The sequence below is a fragment of the Streptacidiphilus jeojiensis genome, assembly GCF_042510965.1.
Lineage (GTDB): Bacteria > Actinomycetota > Actinomycetes > Streptomycetales > Streptomycetaceae > Streptacidiphilus > Streptacidiphilus jeojiensis.
Genome location: NZ_JBEUKS010000010.1, coordinates 32,929 through 53,685, shown reverse-complemented (window position 1 = coordinate 53,685; position 20,757 = coordinate 32,929). Strand labels below are relative to the sequence as shown.

The 20,757-nt window shown below is 70.9% G+C and carries 18 protein-coding genes and 1 pseudogene; 14 read left to right on the top strand and 5 right to left on the bottom strand.

What is annotated here, in order from left to right; all coding sequences use genetic code 11:
- The first annotated feature begins 144 nt into the window (after positions 1-144).
- Both rsmI and ABUW04_RS26055 read left to right on the top strand, forming a co-directional pair.
- Positions 145-990: a 16S rRNA (cytidine(1402)-2'-O)-methyltransferase gene (rsmI, locus tag ABUW04_RS26060; protein WP_030249758.1), complete on the top strand. Its 846-nt coding sequence runs from the start codon at positions 145-147 to the stop codon at positions 988-990.
- A gap of 293 nt (positions 991-1,283) precedes the next feature.
- A complete protein-coding gene (locus ABUW04_RS26055) occupies positions 1,284-1,733 on the top strand; it encodes a hypothetical protein (protein WP_051724872.1) in 450 nt (149 codons plus the stop codon).
- Positions 1,734-1,773: 40 nt separating this feature from the next.
- On the opposite strand, the gene ABUW04_RS26050 is transcribed toward ABUW04_RS26055, so the two are convergent.
- Positions 1,774-4,029, bottom strand: a complete 2,256-nt coding sequence (locus ABUW04_RS26050; RefSeq protein ID WP_380566793.1) for a serine/threonine protein kinase — start codon at positions 4,027-4,029, stop codon at positions 1,774-1,776.
- Between the two features lie 299 nt (positions 4,030-4,328).
- Between ABUW04_RS26050 and metG the strand changes: the two genes are divergently transcribed.
- The 6 genes and pseudogenes from metG to ABUW04_RS26020 all read left to right on the top strand — a co-directional run bounded on the left by metG (position 4,329) and on the right by ABUW04_RS26020 (position 11,077).
- Positions 4,329-6,083 (top strand): methionine--tRNA ligase, encoded by a 1,755-nt coding sequence (gene metG / locus ABUW04_RS26045; protein ID WP_380566792.1) that lies wholly within the window; start codon positions 4,329-4,331, stop codon positions 6,081-6,083.
- Positions 6,083-6,973, top strand: coding sequence for a TatD family hydrolase (locus tag ABUW04_RS26040; RefSeq protein WP_380566791.1), 891 nt, complete (start codon positions 6,083-6,085; stop codon positions 6,971-6,973). The genes metG and ABUW04_RS26040 overlap by 1 nt, the downstream gene beginning before the upstream one ends.
- A gap of 513 nt (positions 6,974-7,486) precedes the next feature.
- Positions 7,487-7,726, top strand: a pseudogene (locus tag ABUW04_RS26035) (transglycosylase family protein); the annotation flags it as partial.
- Positions 7,727-7,844: 118 nt separating this feature from the next.
- Positions 7,845-8,720: a 16S rRNA (adenine(1518)-N(6)/adenine(1519)-N(6))-dimethyltransferase RsmA gene (rsmA, locus tag ABUW04_RS26030; RefSeq protein ID WP_380566968.1), complete on the top strand. Its 876-nt coding sequence runs from the start codon at positions 7,845-7,847 to the stop codon at positions 8,718-8,720.
- 4 nt (positions 8,721-8,724) lie between these two features.
- Positions 8,725-9,645 (top strand): 4-(cytidine 5'-diphospho)-2-C-methyl-D-erythritol kinase, encoded by a 921-nt coding sequence (locus ABUW04_RS26025; protein WP_380566790.1) that lies wholly within the window; start codon positions 8,725-8,727, stop codon positions 9,643-9,645.
- A 79-nt stretch (positions 9,646-9,724) separates the two neighbouring features.
- Complete coding sequence (locus ABUW04_RS26020) at positions 9,725-11,077, top strand: MFS transporter (protein WP_380566789.1); 1,353 nt, start codon at positions 9,725-9,727, stop codon at positions 11,075-11,077.
- A 42-nt stretch (positions 11,078-11,119) separates the two neighbouring features.
- On the opposite strand, the gene ABUW04_RS26015 is transcribed toward ABUW04_RS26020, so the two are convergent.
- Complete coding sequence (locus ABUW04_RS26015; protein WP_380566788.1) at positions 11,120-12,037, bottom strand: hypothetical protein; 918 nt, start codon at positions 12,035-12,037, stop codon at positions 11,120-11,122.
- 148 nt (positions 12,038-12,185) lie between these two features.
- Between ABUW04_RS26015 and ABUW04_RS26010 the strand changes: the two genes are divergently transcribed.
- On the top strand, positions 12,186-14,003 hold the full coding sequence (locus ABUW04_RS26010) for an ABC-F family ATP-binding cassette domain-containing protein (protein ID WP_380566787.1): 1,818 nt from the start codon (positions 12,186-12,188) through the stop codon (positions 14,001-14,003).
- A 30-nt stretch (positions 14,004-14,033) separates the two neighbouring features.
- Here ABUW04_RS26010 and ABUW04_RS26005 read toward each other — a convergent pair whose 3' ends face one another.
- From ABUW04_RS26005 to ABUW04_RS25995, 3 genes are all read right to left on the bottom strand, one after another.
- The gene (locus ABUW04_RS26005; RefSeq protein ID WP_380566786.1) at positions 14,034-14,639 is read right to left on the bottom strand and encodes a hypothetical protein; all 606 of its coding nucleotides are present in this window, start codon (positions 14,637-14,639) and stop codon (positions 14,034-14,036) included.
- 67 nt (positions 14,640-14,706) lie between these two features.
- Positions 14,707-15,324 (bottom strand): hypothetical protein, encoded by a 618-nt coding sequence (locus ABUW04_RS26000; RefSeq protein WP_380566785.1) that lies wholly within the window; start codon positions 15,322-15,324, stop codon positions 14,707-14,709.
- Complete coding sequence (locus tag ABUW04_RS25995) at positions 15,324-15,650, bottom strand: hypothetical protein (RefSeq protein WP_030249788.1); 327 nt, start codon at positions 15,648-15,650, stop codon at positions 15,324-15,326. The genes ABUW04_RS26000 and ABUW04_RS25995 overlap by 1 nt, the downstream gene beginning before the upstream one ends.
- A 331-nt stretch (positions 15,651-15,981) precedes the next feature.
- Here ABUW04_RS25995 and ABUW04_RS25990 point away from each other — a divergent pair, with 331 nt between their 5' ends.
- From ABUW04_RS25990 to ABUW04_RS25970, 5 genes are all read left to right on the top strand, one after another.
- On the top strand, positions 15,982-16,539 hold the full coding sequence (locus tag ABUW04_RS25990; RefSeq protein WP_051724874.1) for a hypothetical protein: 558 nt from the start codon (positions 15,982-15,984) through the stop codon (positions 16,537-16,539).
- Between the two features lie 26 nt (positions 16,540-16,565).
- Complete coding sequence (locus ABUW04_RS25985) at positions 16,566-18,179, top strand: WXG100 family type VII secretion target (protein ID WP_380566784.1); 1,614 nt, start codon at positions 16,566-16,568, stop codon at positions 18,177-18,179.
- Positions 18,180-18,191: 12 nt separating this feature from the next.
- A complete protein-coding gene (gene mycP / locus ABUW04_RS25980) occupies positions 18,192-19,538 on the top strand; it encodes a type VII secretion-associated serine protease mycosin (protein WP_380566783.1) in 1,347 nt (448 codons plus the stop codon).
- Between the two features lie 140 nt (positions 19,539-19,678).
- Entirely contained in the window at positions 19,679-20,443 is a 765-nt protein-coding gene (locus ABUW04_RS25975; protein WP_380566782.1) for a hypothetical protein, read from the top strand.
- Positions 20,443-20,757, top strand: a complete 315-nt coding sequence (locus ABUW04_RS25970) for a hypothetical protein (RefSeq protein ID WP_030249801.1) — start codon at positions 20,443-20,445, stop codon at positions 20,755-20,757. Before ABUW04_RS25975 ends, ABUW04_RS25970 begins: the two co-directional genes overlap by 1 nt.

The following is a 20,757-nucleotide window of genomic DNA, read 5'->3' as shown; positions in this document are numbered from 1 at the left end:
AGTCCTCGTCCCGCTCGCTGGTCAGAAGATCCGCCCCGTCGCCGTTCGGCGCTGCCCCTGTCGACCTGTCACCACTCACCCGTGCATCGTAGGGGCGAACCCTGTCAGTGGAACGGCGACCTCGCCAACTGCGAGTATGAAGGCGTGACAGGTCTACTCATTCTGGCTGGAACTCCCATCGGCGAGATCACCGACGCGCCGCCGAGGCTCGCCGAGGAGCTCGTCGCCGCAGACGTCGTCGCCGCCGAGGACACCCGGCGGATGTGGCGGCTGGCCAATGGGCTGGGGGTGACCCCCAAGGGCCGGGTGCTCTCCTACTTCGAGGGCAACGAGGTGGGCCGCACCCCCGAGCTGGTCGAGGCGCTGCTCGGCGGGGCCCGGGTGCTGCTGGTGACCGACGCCGGGATGCCCTCGGTCTCCGACCCCGGCTACCGCCTGGTCGCGGCCGCTGTGGAGCAGGGGATCCGGATCACCGCGGTGCCCGGCCCCTCCGCGGTGCTGACCGCGCTGGCGCTGTCCGGCCTGCCGGTGGACCGCTTCTGCTTCGAGGGCTTCCTGCCCCGCAAGGGCGGCGAGCGCGGCTCCCGGCTGCGCGACCTCGCCGCGGAGCCGCGGACCATGGTCTTCTTCGAGTCCCCGCACCGGATCGAGGACTCACTGGTGCAGATGGCCGAGGCCTTCGGCGGCGAGCGCCCGGCCGCGGTCTGCCGGGAGCTGACCAAGACCTACGAGGAGGTGAAGCGCGGCCCGCTGGCCGAGCTGGCCGTCTGGGCCGCGGACGGGGTGCGCGGCGAGATCACCGTCGTGGTGCAGGGCGCACCCCCAGCCGACCCGTCCGCGCTGGACCCGGCCGAGCTGGCCCGCAGGGTCACTGTGCGTGAGGAGGCGGGGGAGCGCCGCAAGGAGGCGATCGCTGCCGTCGCGGCGGAGACCGGGGTGCCCAAGCGCGAGGTGTTCGACGCGGTGGTGGCGGCCAAGAACAAGGGCTGAGCCGGACCCCGGTCCCCGGGAACGGCCCCGCGCCGCCGAAGCCGCCTCACAAGGAACTCGCAGGTACGGCGCTCGCGGCGTAACTTTGGCAAAAGAAAGCCAAGTAACACCCGTGATCGGGTAGCGGCCGTACCAAGAAGGCAAAACTCTCCCCCAAGAATTCATCCCGATCGAATCCGGGAGATCCGGAGGGGTAATTCTTGGAGGGAGAAAGACCCCAAGCGGGCGAACGCCCGCCGGGCACCGGGCGTTACGGGGGCTCGGGGGTCGCTCCCCGAAAAGTTGGAGTCGTCATGAGCGAATTCGTCGCAGACCCCGCACCCAGCACCACCCTCCGCAAGGCCCGCAGCGCCGACGACATCGGTCCGGTCACCCACGAGGCCTACGCCTTCGCCTGCATGAACTGCGGGTTCGGCTGGGAGCAGGCCTACGAGATCGGCCACCAGGTGGACCGCGAGGGCCTGATGCACGCCCGCTACCGGGCCAACGGCGTTCCCGTCCCCTCGCCGTTGACCAAGCCGTCCTGCCCCGGGTGCGGCGGCGAGCACGTGCGCATCATGCGGGCCGGACGAGTCACGCAGACCATCGCCCACTGGCACGCCCCCGCGCCCGAGCGCCCGAGCGCGCGCGAGGAGGAGGCCCACCCGGAGCCGCCGGCCCCGCCCGCCCGGCAGCGCCGCCGGCTGCACCTCCCCTTCCACTTCCGGCTGCGCCGCGAGCACCACACCACCCCGGAGGCCTAGGACCGGCCGGGTCGGCCGCGCCGTCAGCCCGCCTCGGCGGTCAGCTCGCCGTCGGCGTGGCCGACGGCGCCGCTGACCCGGAGACCCGGACCTGACCGCCGCCGCCCTGGGCCGAGGTCGACCCCGAGTAGGACGACGTGGCACTCGCCGCCGGTGACGAGGAGGCCGACGCGGACGCCGAGGACGAGGCGGAGGACGACGAGCCGCAGCCGTCCTGCTGGACCTTGAGCGTGATCTGCCGGCCCGGCGGGTAGGCGCTCGCCGAACCGGGCTGCGGCGACTGGCCCACCACATAGCCGGCCGTGGCGCCCGAGACGCAGGTGTATTCCACGCCGACGTGGGAGAAGCCGCCGAGGTCGCTCTGCGCGGTCGACAGCAGCTTCCCCACCTCGTCGGTGTAGGCGACGCAGTCGGTCTCGTAGGCGCTCAGCGTCACCTGTGCGTCGGCGGCGGACCGGCTCCCGGCCTTCGGCGACTGCGCGTAGACCCCGGAACCGCTGCTGGAGCAGTGGTAGCTCACCGAGATCGCGGAGGCGCCGAACCCGGCGTTCTCCAACTGCTGCTTGGCGTAGTCCACCGGCTGCCCGAGCACCGAGGGCACGGTCACGTAGGACCCGCCGTCGCTGCCGGTCGAGCTGCTGCCGCTGCTCGCGGAGGCGGAGCTGGAGGAGCCGGCGGAGTCGGAGGAACTCGGGTAGGCCGAGGAACTACTGGACGACTGGCCGCCGCCGGAGACCGTCGAGTCATTGCCCGAGTTGCCGGTGTTGCCGCCGGTCTCGGCGATCACCACCCCGACCGCGGTGGCGATCAGGGCCGCAGCCGCGGCCAGCGCGATCAGCCATCTGCGCTTCCGCCCGGCGGCACCCGCCGCCCCGGCCGGACCGATCTCGGTGGTGGTCCCCGAGGCCCCGGCGGCGGCAGCCATGCCCAGGCCGACCGTGCCCGCGCCGGCCGCGCCCGGGCCGGTGACGTTCGGGCCCCTGCCGGCCGGCGGGGGAGTGGGCCTGCCCTCCGCAGCGAAGCCGGCCGGGGCCGGTCCGAACCCGGACGGAGCCGGGCCGAAGCCGGGCGGCGGCGTCGCCGGCGGTGTTGACCCAGGCTGCCCGGCAGGTTGCTGCGGCACCGTCGCGGCGGTCCCGCCCGGGGTGCTCGCCCCGCCCGGGGTGGCTGCCGCGGCCGGGGTGGCCCCGGCACCCAGCGGGCCGCCTCGGGCGCCGCCGCCGGTACCCCCGGTACCGCTCGCCGGTGTCACCCGTTCCGTCCCGGGATGGTCCTCGGCCTCGGCCGCCGCACCTGCCGCCGCCCCCACGGCGAGCCCCGCGGCTCCCGCTCCTGCCGCGGCCCCCGGGCCGCTCGCGGGCCGCTTCCCCGTCGCGTCGGTGTTCCCGCCCAGGGAACGGAGCCTGCTGGGCAGGTCCGCCTCCACCCGGGCGATCATTCCGGTCAGTTCGGCCGGGAGCCAGGTCTGCGTCGGGTCGTGCCCGGCGTCGGCCGGCTCGCTGGCCTCCAGCCGGTCCAGCAGTCCGTCCGGCGAGGGCCGCGCCGCGGCCTCCTTGGCCAGGCAGGCGCCGATCAGGCCGCGCACCTCCTCGGGCACGCCCTCCAGTCGCGGTTCGCTGTGCACCACCCGGTAGAGCAGCGCCGGTGTCGCGCCCTCCCCGAAGGGTCCGGCGCCGGTCGCCGCGAAGGCCAGCACCGCGCCCAGCGAGAACACGTCCGTGGCCGGGGTCACCGCGGACCCCTCGATCTGCTCCGGCGACATGAAGCCGGGCGAGCCGACGACCATGCCGGTCCGGGTCAGCTCGGTGGCCTCGGCCGCCCGGGAGATGCCGAAGTCGATCACCCGCGGCCCGTCCGCGGCCAGCAGCACGTTCGACGGCTTGAGGTCGCGGTGCACCACCCCGGCGGCGTGGATGGCCGCCAGCGCCTCGGCGAGCCCCGCCGCCAGCGCCCGCACCGATTCCAGCGGCAGCGGGCCGTGCTCGCGCACGGCCGTGCTCAGCGAGGGACCCGGTACGTACTCGGTGGCCAGCCAGGGCGTCGCCGCCTGCGGGTCGGCGTCCAGCACCGCCACCGTGAAGGCCCCGCCGACCGCTCTGGCCGAGGCCACCTCCCGGGCGAACCTGGCCCGGAAGTCCGGGTCGTCCGCCAGTTCCGGCCTGATCACCTTGAGCGCGACCCGGCGCCCACCCCGTGACCTGGCCAGGTACACCCGTCCCATGCCGCCCGCGCCCAGTCGCGCCAGCAGTCGGTAGCCGCCCAGCTGCGGCGGGTCGTCCGATTCAAGTGCCTGCACTGTTCCCCCTCAGCGCTGCCTTCCAAGGATTGAGCCCCCCTTCAGGGAACACTGCCCATGACTGCTTGCCTAGACCCTTCGGCAACCGTTCGGTCACAGAAAGTAATCAGTCAGGGGCGATGTGCACCCTTCGATAGGATGACGTCTCCGGGCGGTGTCGGGTTCAGCGGTTCCGGGGCGGACTTCCGCCCCCGTCGGGCCCGTCCCGTCCTGTCACATCCCGCACGCCCTGCTCGTCCTGCCCGTCCCGCCCCGTGCGGCACCCACCCCGGTGCCGCTGAAGAAGGAGCATCCCAGAGATGACCCGCCAGTTGATCACCAGCGCGCTTCCCTACATCAACGGGATCAAGCACCTGGGCAACATGGTCGGATCCATGCTCCCGGCGGACGTGTACGCGCGGTACCTGCGCCAGCGCGGCCACGAGGTGCTGTACATCTGCGCCACCGACGAGCACGGCACCCCGGCCGAGCTGGCCGCCAAGGAGGCCGGGCTGCCGGTCGACGCCTTCTGCGCGGAGCAGCACGAGGCGCAGAAGGCGATCTACCAGGGCTTCGGCCTCTCGTTTGACTACTTCGGCCGCAGCTCCTCGCCGCAGAACCGCGAGCTGACCCAGACCATCGCGCGCCAGCTGCACGCCAACGGCTTCATCGAGGAGCGGGCGATCCGCCAGGTGTACTCCAACGCCGACGGCCGCTTCCTGCCGGACCGCTACATCGTCGGCACCTGCCCGCACTGCGGCTACGACAAGGCCCGCGGCGACCAGTGCGAGAACTGCACCCGGGTGCTGGACCCCACCGACCTGATCGACCCGCGCTCGGCGATCAGCGGCAGCAGCGACCTGGAGGTGCGCGAGACCAAGCACCTGTTCCTGCTGCAGTCCAAGCTGGCCGGCGAGGTCGAGGCCTGGGTGGACGAGCACGGCAGGGACTGGCCGGTGCTGTCCTCCTCGATCGCCCGCAAGTGGCTGACCGAGGGCCTGCACGACCGCGCCATCACCCGCGACCTGGACTGGGGCGTCCCGGTCCCGGCCGACACCTGGCCCGAACTGGCGGCCGAGGGCAAGGTCTTCTACGTCTGGTTCGACGCCCCGATCGAGTACATCGGCGCGACCCGGGAGTGGGCCGACGCGGCCCCCGAGGGTGAGCAGCGGGACTGGAAGTCCTGGTGGTACCAGGCCGACGCGACGGTCAACTACACCCAGTTCATGGGCAAGGACAACGTCCCCTTCCACGCCGTGATGTTCCCCGCCACGCTGCTGGGCACCCGCGACGCCTGGAAGAAGGTCGACTACCTCAAGTCCTTCAACTGGCTGAACTACTACGGCGGCAAGTTCTCCACCAGCCAGAAGCGCGGGGTGTTCAGCGACGCCGCGCTGGAGCTGCTGCCGGCCGACTACTGGCGCTACTTCATGATGGCCAACGCCCCCGAGTCGGACGACACCAACTTCACCTGGGAGCTGTTCTCCGCCACGGTGAACAAGGACCTGGCCGACGTCCTGGGCAACTTCGTCAACCGGGTGCTGTCCTTCTCCCGCAAGCGCTTCGGCGACGAGGTGCCGGCCGGGCGCGCTGCGGGCGAGGCTGAGCAGCAGCTGGGCGAGCAGATCGCCGACCTGCTGACTGAGTACCAGACCCAGATGGACGCGCTGCAGTTCCGCAAGGCCGCGCAGGCGCTGCGGGCGCTGTGGAGCGCCGGCAACTCCTACCTGGAGACCAAGGCGCCCTGGCTGGAGGCCAAGACCGACCTGGACGGCGCCGCGCTGACGCTGCGCACCGCGATGAACCTGATCCACCTGTACTCGGTGGTCTCCGAGCCGTTCATCCCGGCCAGCAGCGCCGCGATGCGGGCCGCGTTCGCCCTGCCGGACGACACCCGCAGCTGGGTCTCCGCCGAGGAGGCCAGGGCGCTGGCGCTGGTCCCGGCCGGGACGCCGTTCACCGTCCCGCCGGTGCTCTTCGCGAAGATCACCGAGGAGGACCTGGACGCCTACCGCACCCGGTTCGGCGCCGAGCCGGAGGCCCCGGCGACCGCAGGACCGGAGGCCGCGGCCTGATGGCTTCGGCGTCGAAGAAGTCCCAGGCCGACCGCAAGGTCCCGCCGCCGCTCCCCGAGCCGCTGCGGGTCGGGGTCGCCGACTCGCACACCCACCTGGACATGCAGGACGGCACCCCCGAGGAGGGGCTGGCCCGGGCCGCCTCGGTCGGGGTCACCACCGTGGTCCAGGTAGGCTGCGACCTGCCCGGCTCGCGCTGGGCGGCGGAGCTGGCGGGGCGTCATGAACGGGTCCACGCAACGGTCTCGCTGCACCCCAACGAGGCGCCGCGGATCGTCCTCGGCGACCCCGACGGCTGGTCCGGGCAGCGGCGCGGACCGGGCGGCATGAAGGCCCTGGACGAGGCGCTGGACGAGATCGACGCCCTCGCCGCGCTGCCGCAGGTGCGCGGGGTGGGCGAGACCGGCCTGGACTACTTCCGCACCGGCCCGGAGGGCGTCGAGGTGCAGCAGGAGTCCTTCCGGCGGCATGTCGCGCTGGCCAAGAAGCACGGCAAGGCCCTGGTCATCCACGATCGGGACGCCCACGAGGACGTGCTGCGCATCCTGGCGGAGGAGGGCGCCCCGGAGCGCACCGTCTTCCACTGCTACTCGGGCGACGCGGAGATGGCCAAGGTCTGCGCCGAGGCCGGCTACTACCTGTCCTTCGCCGGTCCGGTCACCTTCCCGGCCAACCACCACCTGCGCGAGGCGCTGGCGGTGGCCCCGCTGGACCGGATCCTGGTGGAGACCGACGCCCCCTTCCTCACCCCGGCCCCGTACCGGGGACGCCCCAACGCGCCCTACCTGATCCCGATCACCCTCCGCGCGATGGCCGCCGTCCGCGGCCTGGACGAGGACGCCATGGCCACCGCCGTCGCCGCCAACACCGCACGCGCCTTCGATTACTGACGGTCCGGCGGTGACCGCTCCGCCCGTCGGTCGTTGAGCTTTCAGCAAGTGCAGTGATGCGCGGCGAATGCCCTGTCGGTCGGCGTGAGGATTCGAGTGAACGGTTCTGCGGAGCAGGTGCGGCGGAAGCTGCCCAAGGCGTTGGCGCTGGCGCTGCTGGTGGGCGGCACCGGTGCGTTCGTGAACCAGCAGCACCAGGCGCATCTGACCGCCGACGGCGCGCCCCAGCGCGTTGCGCTGGACGCGGACCCCACCTCGGAGACCGAGCAGGCCGGCGACCACCTGCTGCCCTCCCCGCCGGCCGCACTCACCATGCTCACCCCGGACGTGCCGTCGGCCCCGCTGGCCCGGTCCATGCCGGTCCCGGTCCGGGCCGGGGCCGACCGGTCCTCCCGCTCGGAGGAGCCGGCCCGCCCGCCGCTGCGCCACTACCGCTCGACCAGCGACTACTTCCGGCACCACCGCACCCGGTCGGCCGACAGCGCCCCCTCCCCGAGCACCTACCACGGCACCGGTGAGCTCAACTGGTCCGCGCTGGCCCGGTGCGAGGCCGGCGGCAATCCGCACGCGGTGGACCCCAGCGGGCGCTACGGCGGGCTGTACCAGTTCGACAGCACCACCTGGCACCACCTCGGCGGCCACGGCCGCCCGCAGGACGCCCCGGCCGGCGAGCAGACCGCCCGGGCCCGCCAGCTCTACCACCAGCGCGGCAGCTCACCGTGGCCCACCTGCGGGCACCGCGCCGGCGGCTAGTCTTGACCCCGTGAGCAGCAGCCCCGGAACACCCCCCACCCCCACGCCCGCCTCCGAGCCCGCCGACGTCCTCGCCGACGCCCCCGCGGAGCCGGGCCCGCTCCTCGGCGCCGCCGACATCCGCGGCCTGGCCGCGGCCCTCGGCGTCCGGCCGACCAAGCAGCGGGGGCAGAACTTCGTCATCGACGCCAACACGGTGCGCCGGATCGTCCGCGCTGCCGGTGTCGGGCCGAAGGACGTGGTGGTGGAGGTCGGCCCGGGCCTGGGCTCGCTCACCCTGGGCCTGCTGGAGGTCGCCGACCGGGTCACCGCCGTGGAGATCGACCCGCTGCTGGCCCAGCACCTGCCCACCACCGTCGCCGCCCGGATGCCGGACCGCGCCGATCGGTTCGAGCTGGTCCACGACGACGCCATGTCCGTCGCGGAGCTCCCGGGCCCGCCGCCGACCGCGCTGGTCGCCAACCTCCCCTACAACGTCGCCGTCCCGGTGCTGCTGCACATGCTGGAGACCTTCCCCTCGATCGAGCGCACCCTGGTGATGGTGCAGTCCGAGGTCGCCGACCGGCTCGCCGCCGCCCCCGGCAACAAGGTCTACGGGGTGCCCTCGGTCAAGGCCAACTGGTACGCCGAGGTGAAGCGCGCCGGGGCGATCGGCCGCAATGTCTTCTGGCCGGCGCCGAACGTGGACTCCGGCCTGGTCTCGCTGGTCCGCCGGGACCCCCCGGAGACCACGGCCACCCGCGAGGAGGTCTTCGCCGTGGTGGACGCGGCCTTCGCCCAGCGCCGCAAGACGCTGCGCGCCGCCCTGGCCGGCTGGGCCGGCTCGGCCGCCGCCGCGGAGCAGGCGCTGACCGCCGCGGGCATCGACTTCCGGCTGCGCGGCGAGACCCTGACGGTGGAGCAGTTCGCCCGGATCGCCGAGGCCAGGCCGGCCCCGGGCGGTGCCGCCGAGGACCGTGCCGCCGAGGACGACACCGACGGTGCGGCAGAATAGGCGCGTGTCCTCAACGATCACCGTCCGGGTCCCGGCCAAGGTCAACGTCCAGCTCGCCGTCGGCGGCCGTCGTGCCGACGGCTTCCACGGCTTGGCCTCCGTCTTCTTCGCGGTGGGCCTCTACGACGAGGTGACGGTCACTCCCGCGGACCGGCTCTCCGTCTCCGTCGCCGGGCCGGACGCCGCCGCCGTGCCCGCCGACCGCAGCAACCTGGCCGCCCGCGCGGCCGTGCTGCTCGGCTCCCGCTACGGGATCACCCCCCAGGTGCACCTGCACATCGACAAGGGCATCCCGGTCGCCGGCGGCATGGCCGGCGGCAGCGCCGACGCCGCCGCCGCGCTGGTGGGCTGTGACGCCCTGTGGGGGACCGGCGCGGACCCGGCCGTGCTGGCCGAGCTCGCCGCGGAGCTGGGCAGCGACGTCCCGTTCGGCCTGCTCGGCGGCGTCGCCCTGGGGGAGGGGCGGGGCGAGGTGCTCAGCCCGGTTCCCACCGGCGGCAGCTTCCACTGGGTCTTCGCGGTCGCCGACGGCGGACTCTCCACCCCGGCCGTCTACGGCGAGTGCGACCGGCTGCGCGACCTGGACGGCGGCTCCGCCGACACCGACCTGCCGGTCCCGGCCGCGGACCCGGTGCTGCTCGAAGCCCTCCGCACCGGCGACGCCACCGCCCTGGGCGCCGCCCTCAGCAACGACCTCCAGCCCGCGGCCCTCTCGCTGCGCCCGGCCCTCGCGGCCACCCTCCGGGCCGGCGCCGACGCGGGGGCGATCGGCACCCTGGTCTCCGGCTCCGGCCCCACCTGCGCCTTCCTCGTCAAGGACGCCGCGTCCGCCGCCGCTCTCGCCACCACCCTCACCGCCTCCGGCACCTGCCGCACCGCCCTCCCGGCCGCAGGGCCGGTACCGGGCGCAACCGTGTTGAACTGAGCCACGGGGCGGGGCGGACAGTCGCAATCACCCTCCCGTGTGATCGCGGCGGATGGTCACACTCCGTCACTATGGCGACATGTCAGGAACTCAGCCGCTTCGTCAGCCCATCGCCGACGCCGAGCCGGCCCGCCCGATGCACCCGGCCCGCCCGGTGCGCCCGGCCCGGATCGCCGCCGCCGTGCTGGTCGGGACCACCATCGAGTTCTACGACTTCTTCATCTACGGCACCGCCGCCGCCCTGGTCTTCGGCCGGACCTTCTTCCCGGCGCTGACCCCGGTCAACGGGTTGCTGGCGGCCTTCTCCGTGTACGCGGTCGGCTTCCTCGGCCGTCCCACCGGGGCCGCCGTGTTCGGGCAGTTGGGCGACCGGGTGGGGCGCAGGCGGGTGCTGGTCGTCTCGCTGCTGCTGATGGGCCTGTCGACCACGGCCGTCGGGCTGCTGCCCGGCTACGCGCAGTGGGGTGTCTGGTCCCCGGTCGCCCTCACCGTGCTGCGGTTCCTCCAGGGCGTGGGCCTCGGCGGCGAGTTCGGCGGCGCGGCGCTGCTGGCGGTCGAGCACGCGGGGGAGGGGCGGCGCGGACGGCTGGCCGGATTCGTCCAGCTCGGGCCCTCGGTGGGATTCGCCCTGGCCACGGGCCTGTTCTGGCTGCTCTCGGCGCTGCTGCCGGAGGACCGGTTCCAGGCCTGGGGATGGCGGCTGCCGTTCCTCGCGTCCATCGCCCTGGTCGGCTTCGGCCTGCTGGTGCGGCTGGGGGTGGAGGAGACGCCCGCCTTCCTGGCGGACGTCCGGACGCGGGCGACGGCCACCCCGCTGCGGGAGTTGTCGCAGCGTCACCTCCGCCCGCTGCTGCTCGGCGCGGGCACGGTGATGGCCGGCTCGGTCCTCTTCTACACCGCCACCACCTGGTGCCTGGCCCGCGCCACCACCGACCTGCACCTGCCCCGGACCCGGATGCTGGGCCTGCTGCTGATCGCCAACGTCTTCCTGGCCGCCGCGACCTACGCCTCCGCCAGGCTCTCCGACCGCTGGGGCCGCCGCCGGACGATCCTGGCCGGCACGGTGGCCGGGCTGCTCTGGTCACCCCTGCTGGTCCCGCTGCTGGACACCGCCCGCACCCCGCTGATGCTCGCCGGACTCACCGGCGCCCTGATCGCCCTGGGCATCTGCCTCGGCCCGGTCCCGGCGCTGCTGTCCGAACTGTTCCCCACCGCGGTCCGCTGCTCCGGCGCGTCCCTCTCCTACAACCTCGGCGGGCTGGTCGGCGGCGCCGTCGCCCCGCTCATCGCCACCCGCCTCGCCGCCGCCTTCGGCGCCCCGGCGGTCGGCGCCTACCTCGCCGCCACCTGCGCCGTCTCCGCCCTCTGCACCGCCACCCTGCCCGAAACCCGCAACCGATCCCTCACCGAGGCGAGTCCGGAACCGGCCTGAGCGCCGCTACCGTCGGGCCACTGGCCGAGGAACTCATGACCGTCACAGCCGACCAGAGTGCTCGTCGCCGTCGCTGAACACGTCGTCCTCGGTGGTCGCCGTGAGTGAGCGGCGGAACCACTGGTGGAGCAGGTCGAATTCGCTGCAGTCGGCGATGCGCCGACGTCCACGGTCCGACACCTTGATGCCCCGCAGGGTGAGGACCTCGAAGATGGCTGCGGCCTGTGCCTCGGCGCGGCCCTGTTCACGGCCCTGTTCACGGCCCTCTTCGCGGATGCGTTGGGAGGTCTGGGAGCGGAAGAAGTCGAGGTCCACGGTCATCAGGTCCCTCCAGAGGTCGGCGGCGGGGGCGGTGCCCAGACCCAGTTCGGTGAGTTCGGCGAAGATCTGGGCGGTGTCCTCGTCGATCGTCTTCAGAGCGGTGGCGAGTGCCTTCAGTATGGCAGCGGCATTCGGATCCCTACCATGTGTGATCACCGAGAACGTCGCCAGGGGGATGTCGGCGGCGGCCACTGCCGGGTCGGTGATCGCCGGCACATTGTGCGGTCCCAGGACGAGGGGACGTACGGTCAAGGTCTCCCAGCCGGCCACCCCGATGATCACCGGCTCGGCCGCCCACCGGGCGGTGGCCCGGTCCTGGCAGGTGACCAGGAGCACTGGGGCGAGGCGGTACTTGGCGTACAGGTGGGCCAGGTAGTAGGCCCAGTTCCCCGGCTTGTCCGGATCCCTCTTGCCCTGGGCCTCCACGGCCAGCAGGTAGCTGACACCGGACGCCGTGTCGATCTGCAGCAGGCTGTCGACCCGCCGTTCCAGCGGTTGGATCTCGGTGAGGTCGGTGGGCAGGAGCGAGACCGCGATCGGCTCCGGGAACGGGATACCGAGCGCAGCGAAGGTTCGGGCGAAGATCCCCGGATCCTCCTGGAAGATCCGGTGCATCGCCTCGTGCGAGGAGCTGACCATGAGTCGGACGCTAGGGCGGCTCCGGCGTACCCGTCCTGCATATGCCCAGACCTCACCCGAACGGGTGGACGCGCGCTTCCGACTAGGCTGGAGGGGTCGCAGACGCGTCCGTCCGCGCAGCCCCCAGCCCCGCAGGAGCGCAGCACCCGTGGCAGTCAATCTCGTAACCGTCGAAAATGTCGTCAAGGTCTACGGCACCCGTGCCGTCCTCGACGGTGTGTCCATCGGCGTCAGCGAAGGCGACCGGATCGGCGTCGTCGGCCGCAACGGTGACGGCAAGACCACCCTCACCCGGATCATGGCCAAGCTGGAGGAGGCCGACACCGGCCGCGTCACCCACGTCGGCGGGCTGCGCGTCGGCGCGCTCACCCAGAGCGACTCGCTCGACCCCGCGGCCACCATCCGCCACGAGGTCATCGGCGACATGGACGACCACCAGTGGGCCGGCAACGCCAAGATCCGCGACGTGCTCACCGGACTCTTCGGCGGCCTGGACCTCCCCGGCTTCGCCCAGGGCCTGGACACCGTCATCGGCCCGCTCTCCGGCGGCGAGCGCCGCCGCATCGCGCTGGCCAAGCTGCTGATCGCCGAACCCGACCTGCTGGTCCTGGACGAGCCCACCAACCACCTCGACGTCGAGGGCATCGCCTGGCTCGCAGGCCACCTGCGGGTCCGCCGCTCCGCGCTGGTCGTGGTCACCCACGACCGCTGGTTCCTGGACCAGGTCTGCACCCGGATGTGGGACGTCCAGGACGGCACCGTCCACGAGTACGAGGGCGGCTACTCCGACTACGTCTTCGCGCGCGCCGAGCGCCAGCGCATCGCCGCCACCGAGGAGACCAAGCGGCAGAACCTGGTCCGCAAGGAGCTCGCCTGGCTGCGCCGCGGCGCCCCGGCCCGTACCTCCAAGCCGCGCTTCCGGGTCGAGGCGGCGAACGAGCTGATCGCCGACGTCCCCGAGCCGCGCGACCGCGCCGAGCTGATGAAGTTCGCCAACTCGCGCCTCGGCAAGACGGTGTTCGAGCTCGAGGACGTCACCGTCCAGGCCGGACCCAAGGTGCTGCTGGAGCACCTCACCTGGAACCTCGGCCCCGGCGACCGCATCGGCATCCTCGGTGTCAACGGCGCCGGCAAGACCTCGCTGATGCGCGCCATGCAGGCGGCCTGGGCCAGCGACGGCGACGTCCAGCCGGTGGCGGGGCGGATCATCGTCGGGAAGACCGTCAAGCTGGCCTACCTGTCCCAGGAGGTCGCCGAACTCCCGGCGTCGCTGCGGGTGCTGGAGGCGGTCGAGCAGATCCGCGGCCGGGTGGACCTGGGCAAGGGCCGGGAGATGTCGGCCGGCCAGCTCTGCGAGACCTTCGGCTTCGGCAAGGAGAAGCAGTGGACGCCGGTCGGCGACCTGTCCGGCGGCGAGCGTCGCCGGCTGCAGCTGCTGCGCCTGCTGATGGACGAGCCCAACGTGCTGTTCATGGACGAACCCACCAACGACCTGGACATCGAGACCCTCAGCCAGCTGGAGGACCTGCTCGACGGCTGGCCCGGCTCGCTGGTCATCGTCAGCCACGACCGCTACTTCATCGAGCGGACCACGGACCAGGTGTACGCCCTGCTCGGCGACCGGGCCCTGCGGATGCTGCCCAAGGGCATCGACGAGTACCTGGACCGCAGGCACGCGATGGAGGCCGCGAGCGCCCCGTCGGCCTCCTCCGGCCTGTCCAACGGCGGTACCTTCGCCACCGCCCCGAAGAAGACCGGGGACACCCGCGCCGCGAAGAAGGAGCTCCAGCGCCTGGAGCGGCAGATCCAGAAGCTGGACAAGGAGGAGGCCAAGCTGCACGCGCAGATGGCCGAGCACGCCGCCGACTTCGGCAAGGTCGCCGAACTGGACTCCAGCCTCCGCGCTCTGAAGGACGAGCGGGACGAGCTGGAACTGGAGTGGCTGGAACTCGCCGAGGACGTGTGAGGGCCCGGCCCGCCCCGTGTCCCGTCCTGCTCAGCTGCCGGGCCGGAACGACTTGAAGGCGTTCATCAGGCCCTTGCGGGGGTCGTCGTCGAGGACGCGGTCGTAGTAGTAGACCGCGGAGAGGGCCAGCAGGGTGCTGACCCGCTCGTCGTGGAGGCGCAGCGAGTAGCGCGGGTGGCGGGTACCGGCGAGGCGGGCGAACTCGAACCCCTCGGACCCGGGACCCCGGAACCTGACCCGGTAGGTGAAGAGCATGTCCATGGTCCGCTTCATCGGGGCCAGGTTCAACGGGCCGCTGTAGCGGGCCCTGGTGGTCCCGGTGGGGCGTCCGACCAGGGCGGGCAGGCCGATCTGCTCGAAGGTCCACCGCTCGCCGCCGACGACCCGGCTGTCGGTGTGGTCCACCGTGCCCAGGCGGGTCTCGTTCTCGTCCGCGGCCCAGCGCGGGGTCACCCAGCCCTCAAGGACGTCGAGACCGGGGCCGGAGTGGACGGCCAGGGCGTGGACCGAGGTGAAGACATGGTCCTTGTGCAGCCGGGCGACCGGGTCCGGCTGTCCCTCCACGGAGACCTCGAAGGTCGTGGTGTGCAGGGTGTGCCGGCTGGTCAGGGTGAGTTCCCGCAGCGTCCCGATCACCGGCGGACCCCGCGGTCGACGGACCGCCACTCGGCGGCTGCGGCGGTAGACGCCGTGGGAGCCACGGTCACGACGGTGACGCCGCGCTGGAGGGGATGGCGGTCGGCCATGTGATGGCGTTCCTGCACGGGGCCTGCCGAGCCACGGCCTTGGCGATCTTCAGGGCGATGTTTGCGTACCCGGGCTGCCAGCCACTGGGCGAGGACGTGGAGCCGGAGTCGACCTGTACAGCAGCGTAGGGCCACCCTTGTGCATAAGCTGCGTCCTGGCAGCTGAAGTAGAGCGCGACTCCCGTGGGGAAGGCCACGACGTTGACCTCGGAGTTCAGTGCGGTGATCCGGTTGCCCGAAATCCCTTTCAGTCTCGCCACGTTGGACGCTTCGGAGAACACCCACACACGGGAAAGCAGGGTTTTTCCGGCTCCTCCATAGATCAAGCAGGCGGAACGTGCCGAGTTGGACAGGCCTGTGACCAATGTGCCGTCGTCACTGCTGGTCACCTTCTTGCTCGAACCCATCACTGAAGCGGCATCCGCCTGGTTGAGCACGCCCCAGCAAGCAGAATTCGGCAGGCTGGTTGCCACTGAGTCCGATTGCCAGGGCTGCCACACGAGTGCCGTCAACCCCACGGCGACCATCGCCGCCGCCAGTGCGATGGCGATGGTGCGACGATGTCCCTTTGCCACTATGAGTAGTTCCCATTGACTCGGTCGTCATCCCCGGCTCCGTTCTGGTAGCCGTTCAAGGCCCCAGTCGAAGCGGTGCTGGCGTAGTCGTTGATCTGCTGGGCGCTGAGGCCGGATCCCTGCAGTGCGTGAGTCACGGCCTTCTGAGCCGCGTCCGATGTCGCCTGCTGAGCCTGGCTGTCGAGGTGGCCGCTCTGTTGGATGCTCTGCGGGGTCGCATCCGTCTTGTAGCCGGAGGCCAGTGTGTCGATGTACTGCGAAACACCGGACTTGTCGAACATCCATGGATTCAGCGCGCGATCGAGCGCCAGGTCGTCCCCCGCCATGCCCGCCAACCTCTCGATCGTTCGTGTGGCTGCCGATGTTAGCGAAGCCCTGCGACGGACGGGTGGGCCGACGAGCGGGTGGGACGTGAGCCCGTGGTCCCGCTTCCGGGTACCCGGCGCTTCGTGCACCCGGGAACGGGGGAGGTGAGTAAGGACGGGAGTGGCGCGAGCCGACCGAGGACGCCCGACGAAGCCGCCGGCGGCGGCGTGCGGAGGGGGTCCGGAGTCAACTTCGTGTACTCCGGAACCGCCCCGCACATGAGAGACGTCAGAGCTGTGCGGTAACTTTGTCATCGATCAGATTGGCATGACGGGTACATGGAGGGGGACCATGACAGCGCCGGACCTGACAACCGAGCTCAGCACGCTCACCACCTTCCGCGACAGGGTGGACTCACTGCTCACGTCGCTGACCGCCAGCCCTGCGTCGAGCACGTCCATGGGCCGTCAGCAGTTCGACATGAACAGCCTGGGGACAACGGTCTTCACCGGTGACGGGAAGATGGGTTTCGACGAGGTCATCGACCTCTTCTCGACCTACAGCACCGTGCAGGAGCAGCTGCAGAAGCTCTCCCAGACACTGACCGACCAGATCAACGCGATGAGCATCACCGTGCAGATCTCCCAGGTCGGCTACAACAATGTCGAAGCCAGCCAGGTCGATACGCTGTGGACGATCCAGCAGCAGACCGCGGCCGCCGTACCGCCGCCCGGCCAGACCAATCTGACGGTGCAGCAGCAGATCGACATCGCCAACCAGCAGGACGACCGGCCGCCGCACCCGCATCCGCAGACTGGTGCAACGACGACGCCGAGCAGCAACACCAGCGTGCCGAGCGGTACCAGCGACACGGGCAACGCAGGCAACACGGACAACCGAGGGCTGTAGGACCAGGGGCAACGGGGAGTAGGGGCATGAGAGACTCAGGTGGCGGTGACTCGTGGTCCGCCAACACCAACTTCGAGCAGTTCACGCACGCTGACCTGCTCAAGATGATGGCGGGTGCCAATCCCGCGGCAGTCACCAAGGTCGGCACCACGCTGGCCGAGGCCAGCACGCACATGCAGAGCCTCGCCGACGACCTTGCGACGCACATCAACGGGCTGGTCTGGGACGGTGACGCGGGCGACGCCTTCAAGACCTGGGCCCGCCAGGTCGTCTCCGCGACGGACACCCTCGCCATCTTCACCAGCAACACCGCGGTGGGGATCAACATGGCGGGCGAGACCCTGAGCAGCACCCAGGTCCCGCCGATCCCGGCGGCCGACCAGGCGACGGTGGACGCGTACAAGAAGCAGTTCGGTGCCCAGACGGTCATCGGCACGGACGGCGAGGCCAAGGTCGCCAAGCCGCTGTTCTCCACGAACCCGACGCTCAACAGCGGGACCGTCAGCCCCGCCATCAGCCACCTGGTCAGCCAGGAGACCGCGTACCAGGCGCAGACCCGCCTCGACGCGGCGCACCAGGAAGCCATCGGCCAGATGGAGAAGCTGGGCGGCGCATACGTGGGCGCCCAGTCGACCCTGACGGTGAGCACGATCCCGACGTTCCCGCCGACGCCGGCGGCGCTGATGCCGCCGCAGGGGAGCGGGATTTATAGTTCGGGGGGCAATCTCGGAGAGGTCAGCAAGGGCTCCACTAGCAGTGGCGTCACCGGCGGTGTGGTAACCACCGCCAGTGGTACCAAGACCACCAAGAAGAGCACTTCAGGTTCTTCCTCCGGCGATGATCCCGCGCCGAGCACCTTCGAGCCGGTGACGTCCCCCGGGTCCAGTTCTGGCACCGGGACGGGTGGCGGTTCCACAGGGGGCAGTGGTTCGACGACACTGCAGGGTGTTGGGGATCCCAACAATCCGTCAGGATCCGGTGGTACCAACACAGGTGGCGGCGGCGGTACGACGGGCGGTTCCAGCAGCAGCAACGGCGGCACGGGTGGTGGGAACGGCAGCGTCATTGCGCCCCCGCCCGGTGGGGTGAACGGCGGTACCAACAACGGCAGCCAGGGCCCCGGCGGCGTGACCTCGGGTGGCACGGAACCGGGCGGTTCGAGCAGCACCGGAATCGGTGGCGGTAACAGCCGGACGGGAGGCGTGACCGGGGAGCCCGAGACTGGGATCCACGGTGGTGTGCCCACTCCAGTCAGCGCCCGCAGCACCAGTCGCTCGGGTTCAGGCGTGATCGGTGCAGAGGGAGACGGCGCGGGCATGTCCGCCTCCGCTCTCGGGCGGGGCCGTATCGGCGGTGGTTCGGCAGGCGTCGAGGGTGCGGCGACCGGCGGAGCAGCGTCCATGGCTGAGAGCGCGGGTTCGAGCACGGCGCGTTCCGGGCTCGGCTCCTCCGCCGCCGGCGAAGGAGCAGCAGCGGCTGCGGCTGAGGGCCACGGCAGCGGCATGATGCCGATGGGCGGCGGAGGCATGGGTGGCGCCGCCGGTGGCAAGGGGCGCAGGCGTCAGCGCGCGGCCTACCTCACCGAGGACGAGGAGACCTGGACCCAGGACGTCCAGGCCAACCCGACAGTGATCCAGTAGGTTCTTGAACGGATGATCGAGCGCGAGGGCAAGGAGAGCACAGTGGCACGGTCCGGTGGACGAGCGGTGCCTCCTGCCATCGCAGCCTTCTGCGCGGTAGCTGCGCTGCTCATGGGCAGCGCAGCCCCAGCGCGGGCGGCGAGCCTTGACGTTCGAGACAAGGAGTGGTGGCTCACAAGCATGCACGCGACCGACCAGATGTGGCCGGTCTCGACAGGCAACGGCATCACTGTTGCGGTGATTGACAGTGGAGTGAATGCAAGCCATCCAGACCTGGTGGGGCAGGTACTTGCGGGTCAAAATTTCTCCGGGCTGCCTGGTGGGGCTACTACTGACGTCGACAAGGAGAGCCATGGCACCGGCATGGCGAGCCTGATTGCTGGTACTGGAAAGGGACTGAACGGCAAGGGCATGTATGGCCTAGCCCCCGGAGTGAAGATTCTTCCGCTGCGGATCGTAGGAAAGGGCGACAACGAAGCTGCGTTCGCCGCGAACTACTCCCCGCAACTGGCTGCGGCCATCAGAGCCGGGGCGGACAGTAGCGCCAAGATCTTGAGTATCTCGCAAGCTCAGATCGAGGATGAACCGAACGTCCGCAGCGCCGTGGCCTATGCACTATCTAAAGGGAAACTGGTTGTAGCGGGTGTCGGCAACAACGCCAAGATCGGGAATCCGGTCGAATATCCTGCTGCCTTCCCCGGTGTTGCGGCGGTCGGCTCCATCAATGCGAAGAGCCAGGTTGCCTCATACTCCGAGTATGGCCCGCAGGTAGACTTCACTGCCCCAGGCGACGGCATGTACAACGCATGCAACGGCCCGACTGGGTATTGCTACTCAAGTGGCACCAGCGATGCCACCGCCATCTTCTCCGCCTCCGCTGCCCTCCTCTGGTCCGCTCATCCCTCCTGGACTGCGGACCAGGTACTCAACGTCCTCAAGAACACGGCCAGCCAAGGCGACCAACCCGGCGTGCAGGATCCGTACTACGGCTACGGCATCATCCGTCCCCGGATCGCTCTCACCAACCCCGGCGACCCCGGTCCCGCTGACGTCAACCCGCTGACCTCGCAGACCACGGCCAGCAGCTCCGCCGCTCCGAGTGGCAGCGCTGCCGCGCCCGTCGTGTCGGGTACCCCGGCGGCGACTGCGTCGGCAAGCGCCGCGCCGCAGGCGGCTGCGAAGAAGTCCGGTGGCAGTACCGGTCTGTTCATCGGCATCGGTGTCGGCGTCGTGGTCGTCCTCGGCGCAGTTGCCGCCTTCGTCCTGCGCAGCAGGAACAAGCGCCCCGGCCCCCCGCCGCCCCCGCCCTCCGCCCCGTCCAACCCGTACGGGCACCTCCCCGACCCGTACCGACAGTAGCAAACCTACCGATTCTCCTTCCTGGTCGGAGAAATTCGTGTACGGCTCTACGGTGCACCGGTAGTCTGCTGGGTCCTAGGCGGACACGCGATGGAGATGTCCAACCATGAGTCCAACCTGGATCAATCGGGGGTCAGAGGATGGATGATGCGCTCCAGCGCCTTGAAGCGCTGCAGGAGAAGTTGACGGACACGCTGGACTTCATCGGCAGACTCGAGCAGATTCCGCTGCCCACTGCCGAGGCGACGGACCGATCCGGCGCGGTAACGGTGCGGTTGGCCCTGGACGGATTGCCGGAGTCTGTTCGACTGCACGCGGGTTGGCGGCGGACGACATCGGCCTCGGCGCTCGGCTCCGCTGTCGTTGAGGCGGCTCAGCTGGCCGTAGCGGAACGGGTGACGCAGTGGAGCCGCGATCTTGTCGCCAAGGGAATCGCCGGACCGCAGCAGCAGCTCACTAGCCCGAGCGGAGGCGTCACGAGCAGTGTGCCCACACCACGGCTGAGTGGCCATCAGCCCCCCTCTCCGAGCGTTCGCGAGCCGTCGGAGATCGTAGAAGATCTTCTTGTGACGCTGGCGGTAATGGAGCAGGCACTGGCATCCTCCTCCGCCGGGTCCACGGCTCAACGAGGCACTGCGGCGGATGGACGGGTGAGGGTACAGCTGTCAGCGCAGACCCTTCAGTCGTGCGAGTTCGATCAGGGCTGGCTTGCGACGGTGCCCGACAACGAGGTCGAGTCCGCGCTGCAAGCCGCAGTCGCCTCAGCCCGCTCGGCGATGGCAGCCGCACCGGAGAACGCAGCCGCTCGACTTGGCAGACGTTCGGACGAACTGATCGGCGAAATCACGGCTGCGCTTGAACGCAGAGGTGCCGGGACGCGGACCTTGCCGGAAGGGGCTTGCTGATGCCGGCCGCCGAAGACGGATATGCGGTGCCGGACGGCACCCTGGAACAGGAGGCCGGTGTATGGGACAGCGATGCCGATCAGTTGCAGAGCATTGCGTCGAAGGCTGGAGGCCTTCGGCTTGACCGCGTTACGGCCGGGATCTTTCAGATGATCGTCACCGCCCACGATGACCTGGTATCGACCGTGTCCGCGCGTGCGAACGAGGGCAGCTCGGAGATGCACCGAATCGCGCAGGCCCTGCGTACAACGGATCGTGGCTACCGCGAGCAAGAGGCCTCCACGGCTCAGTCGTTCAAGGCACTCCAGCGTTGA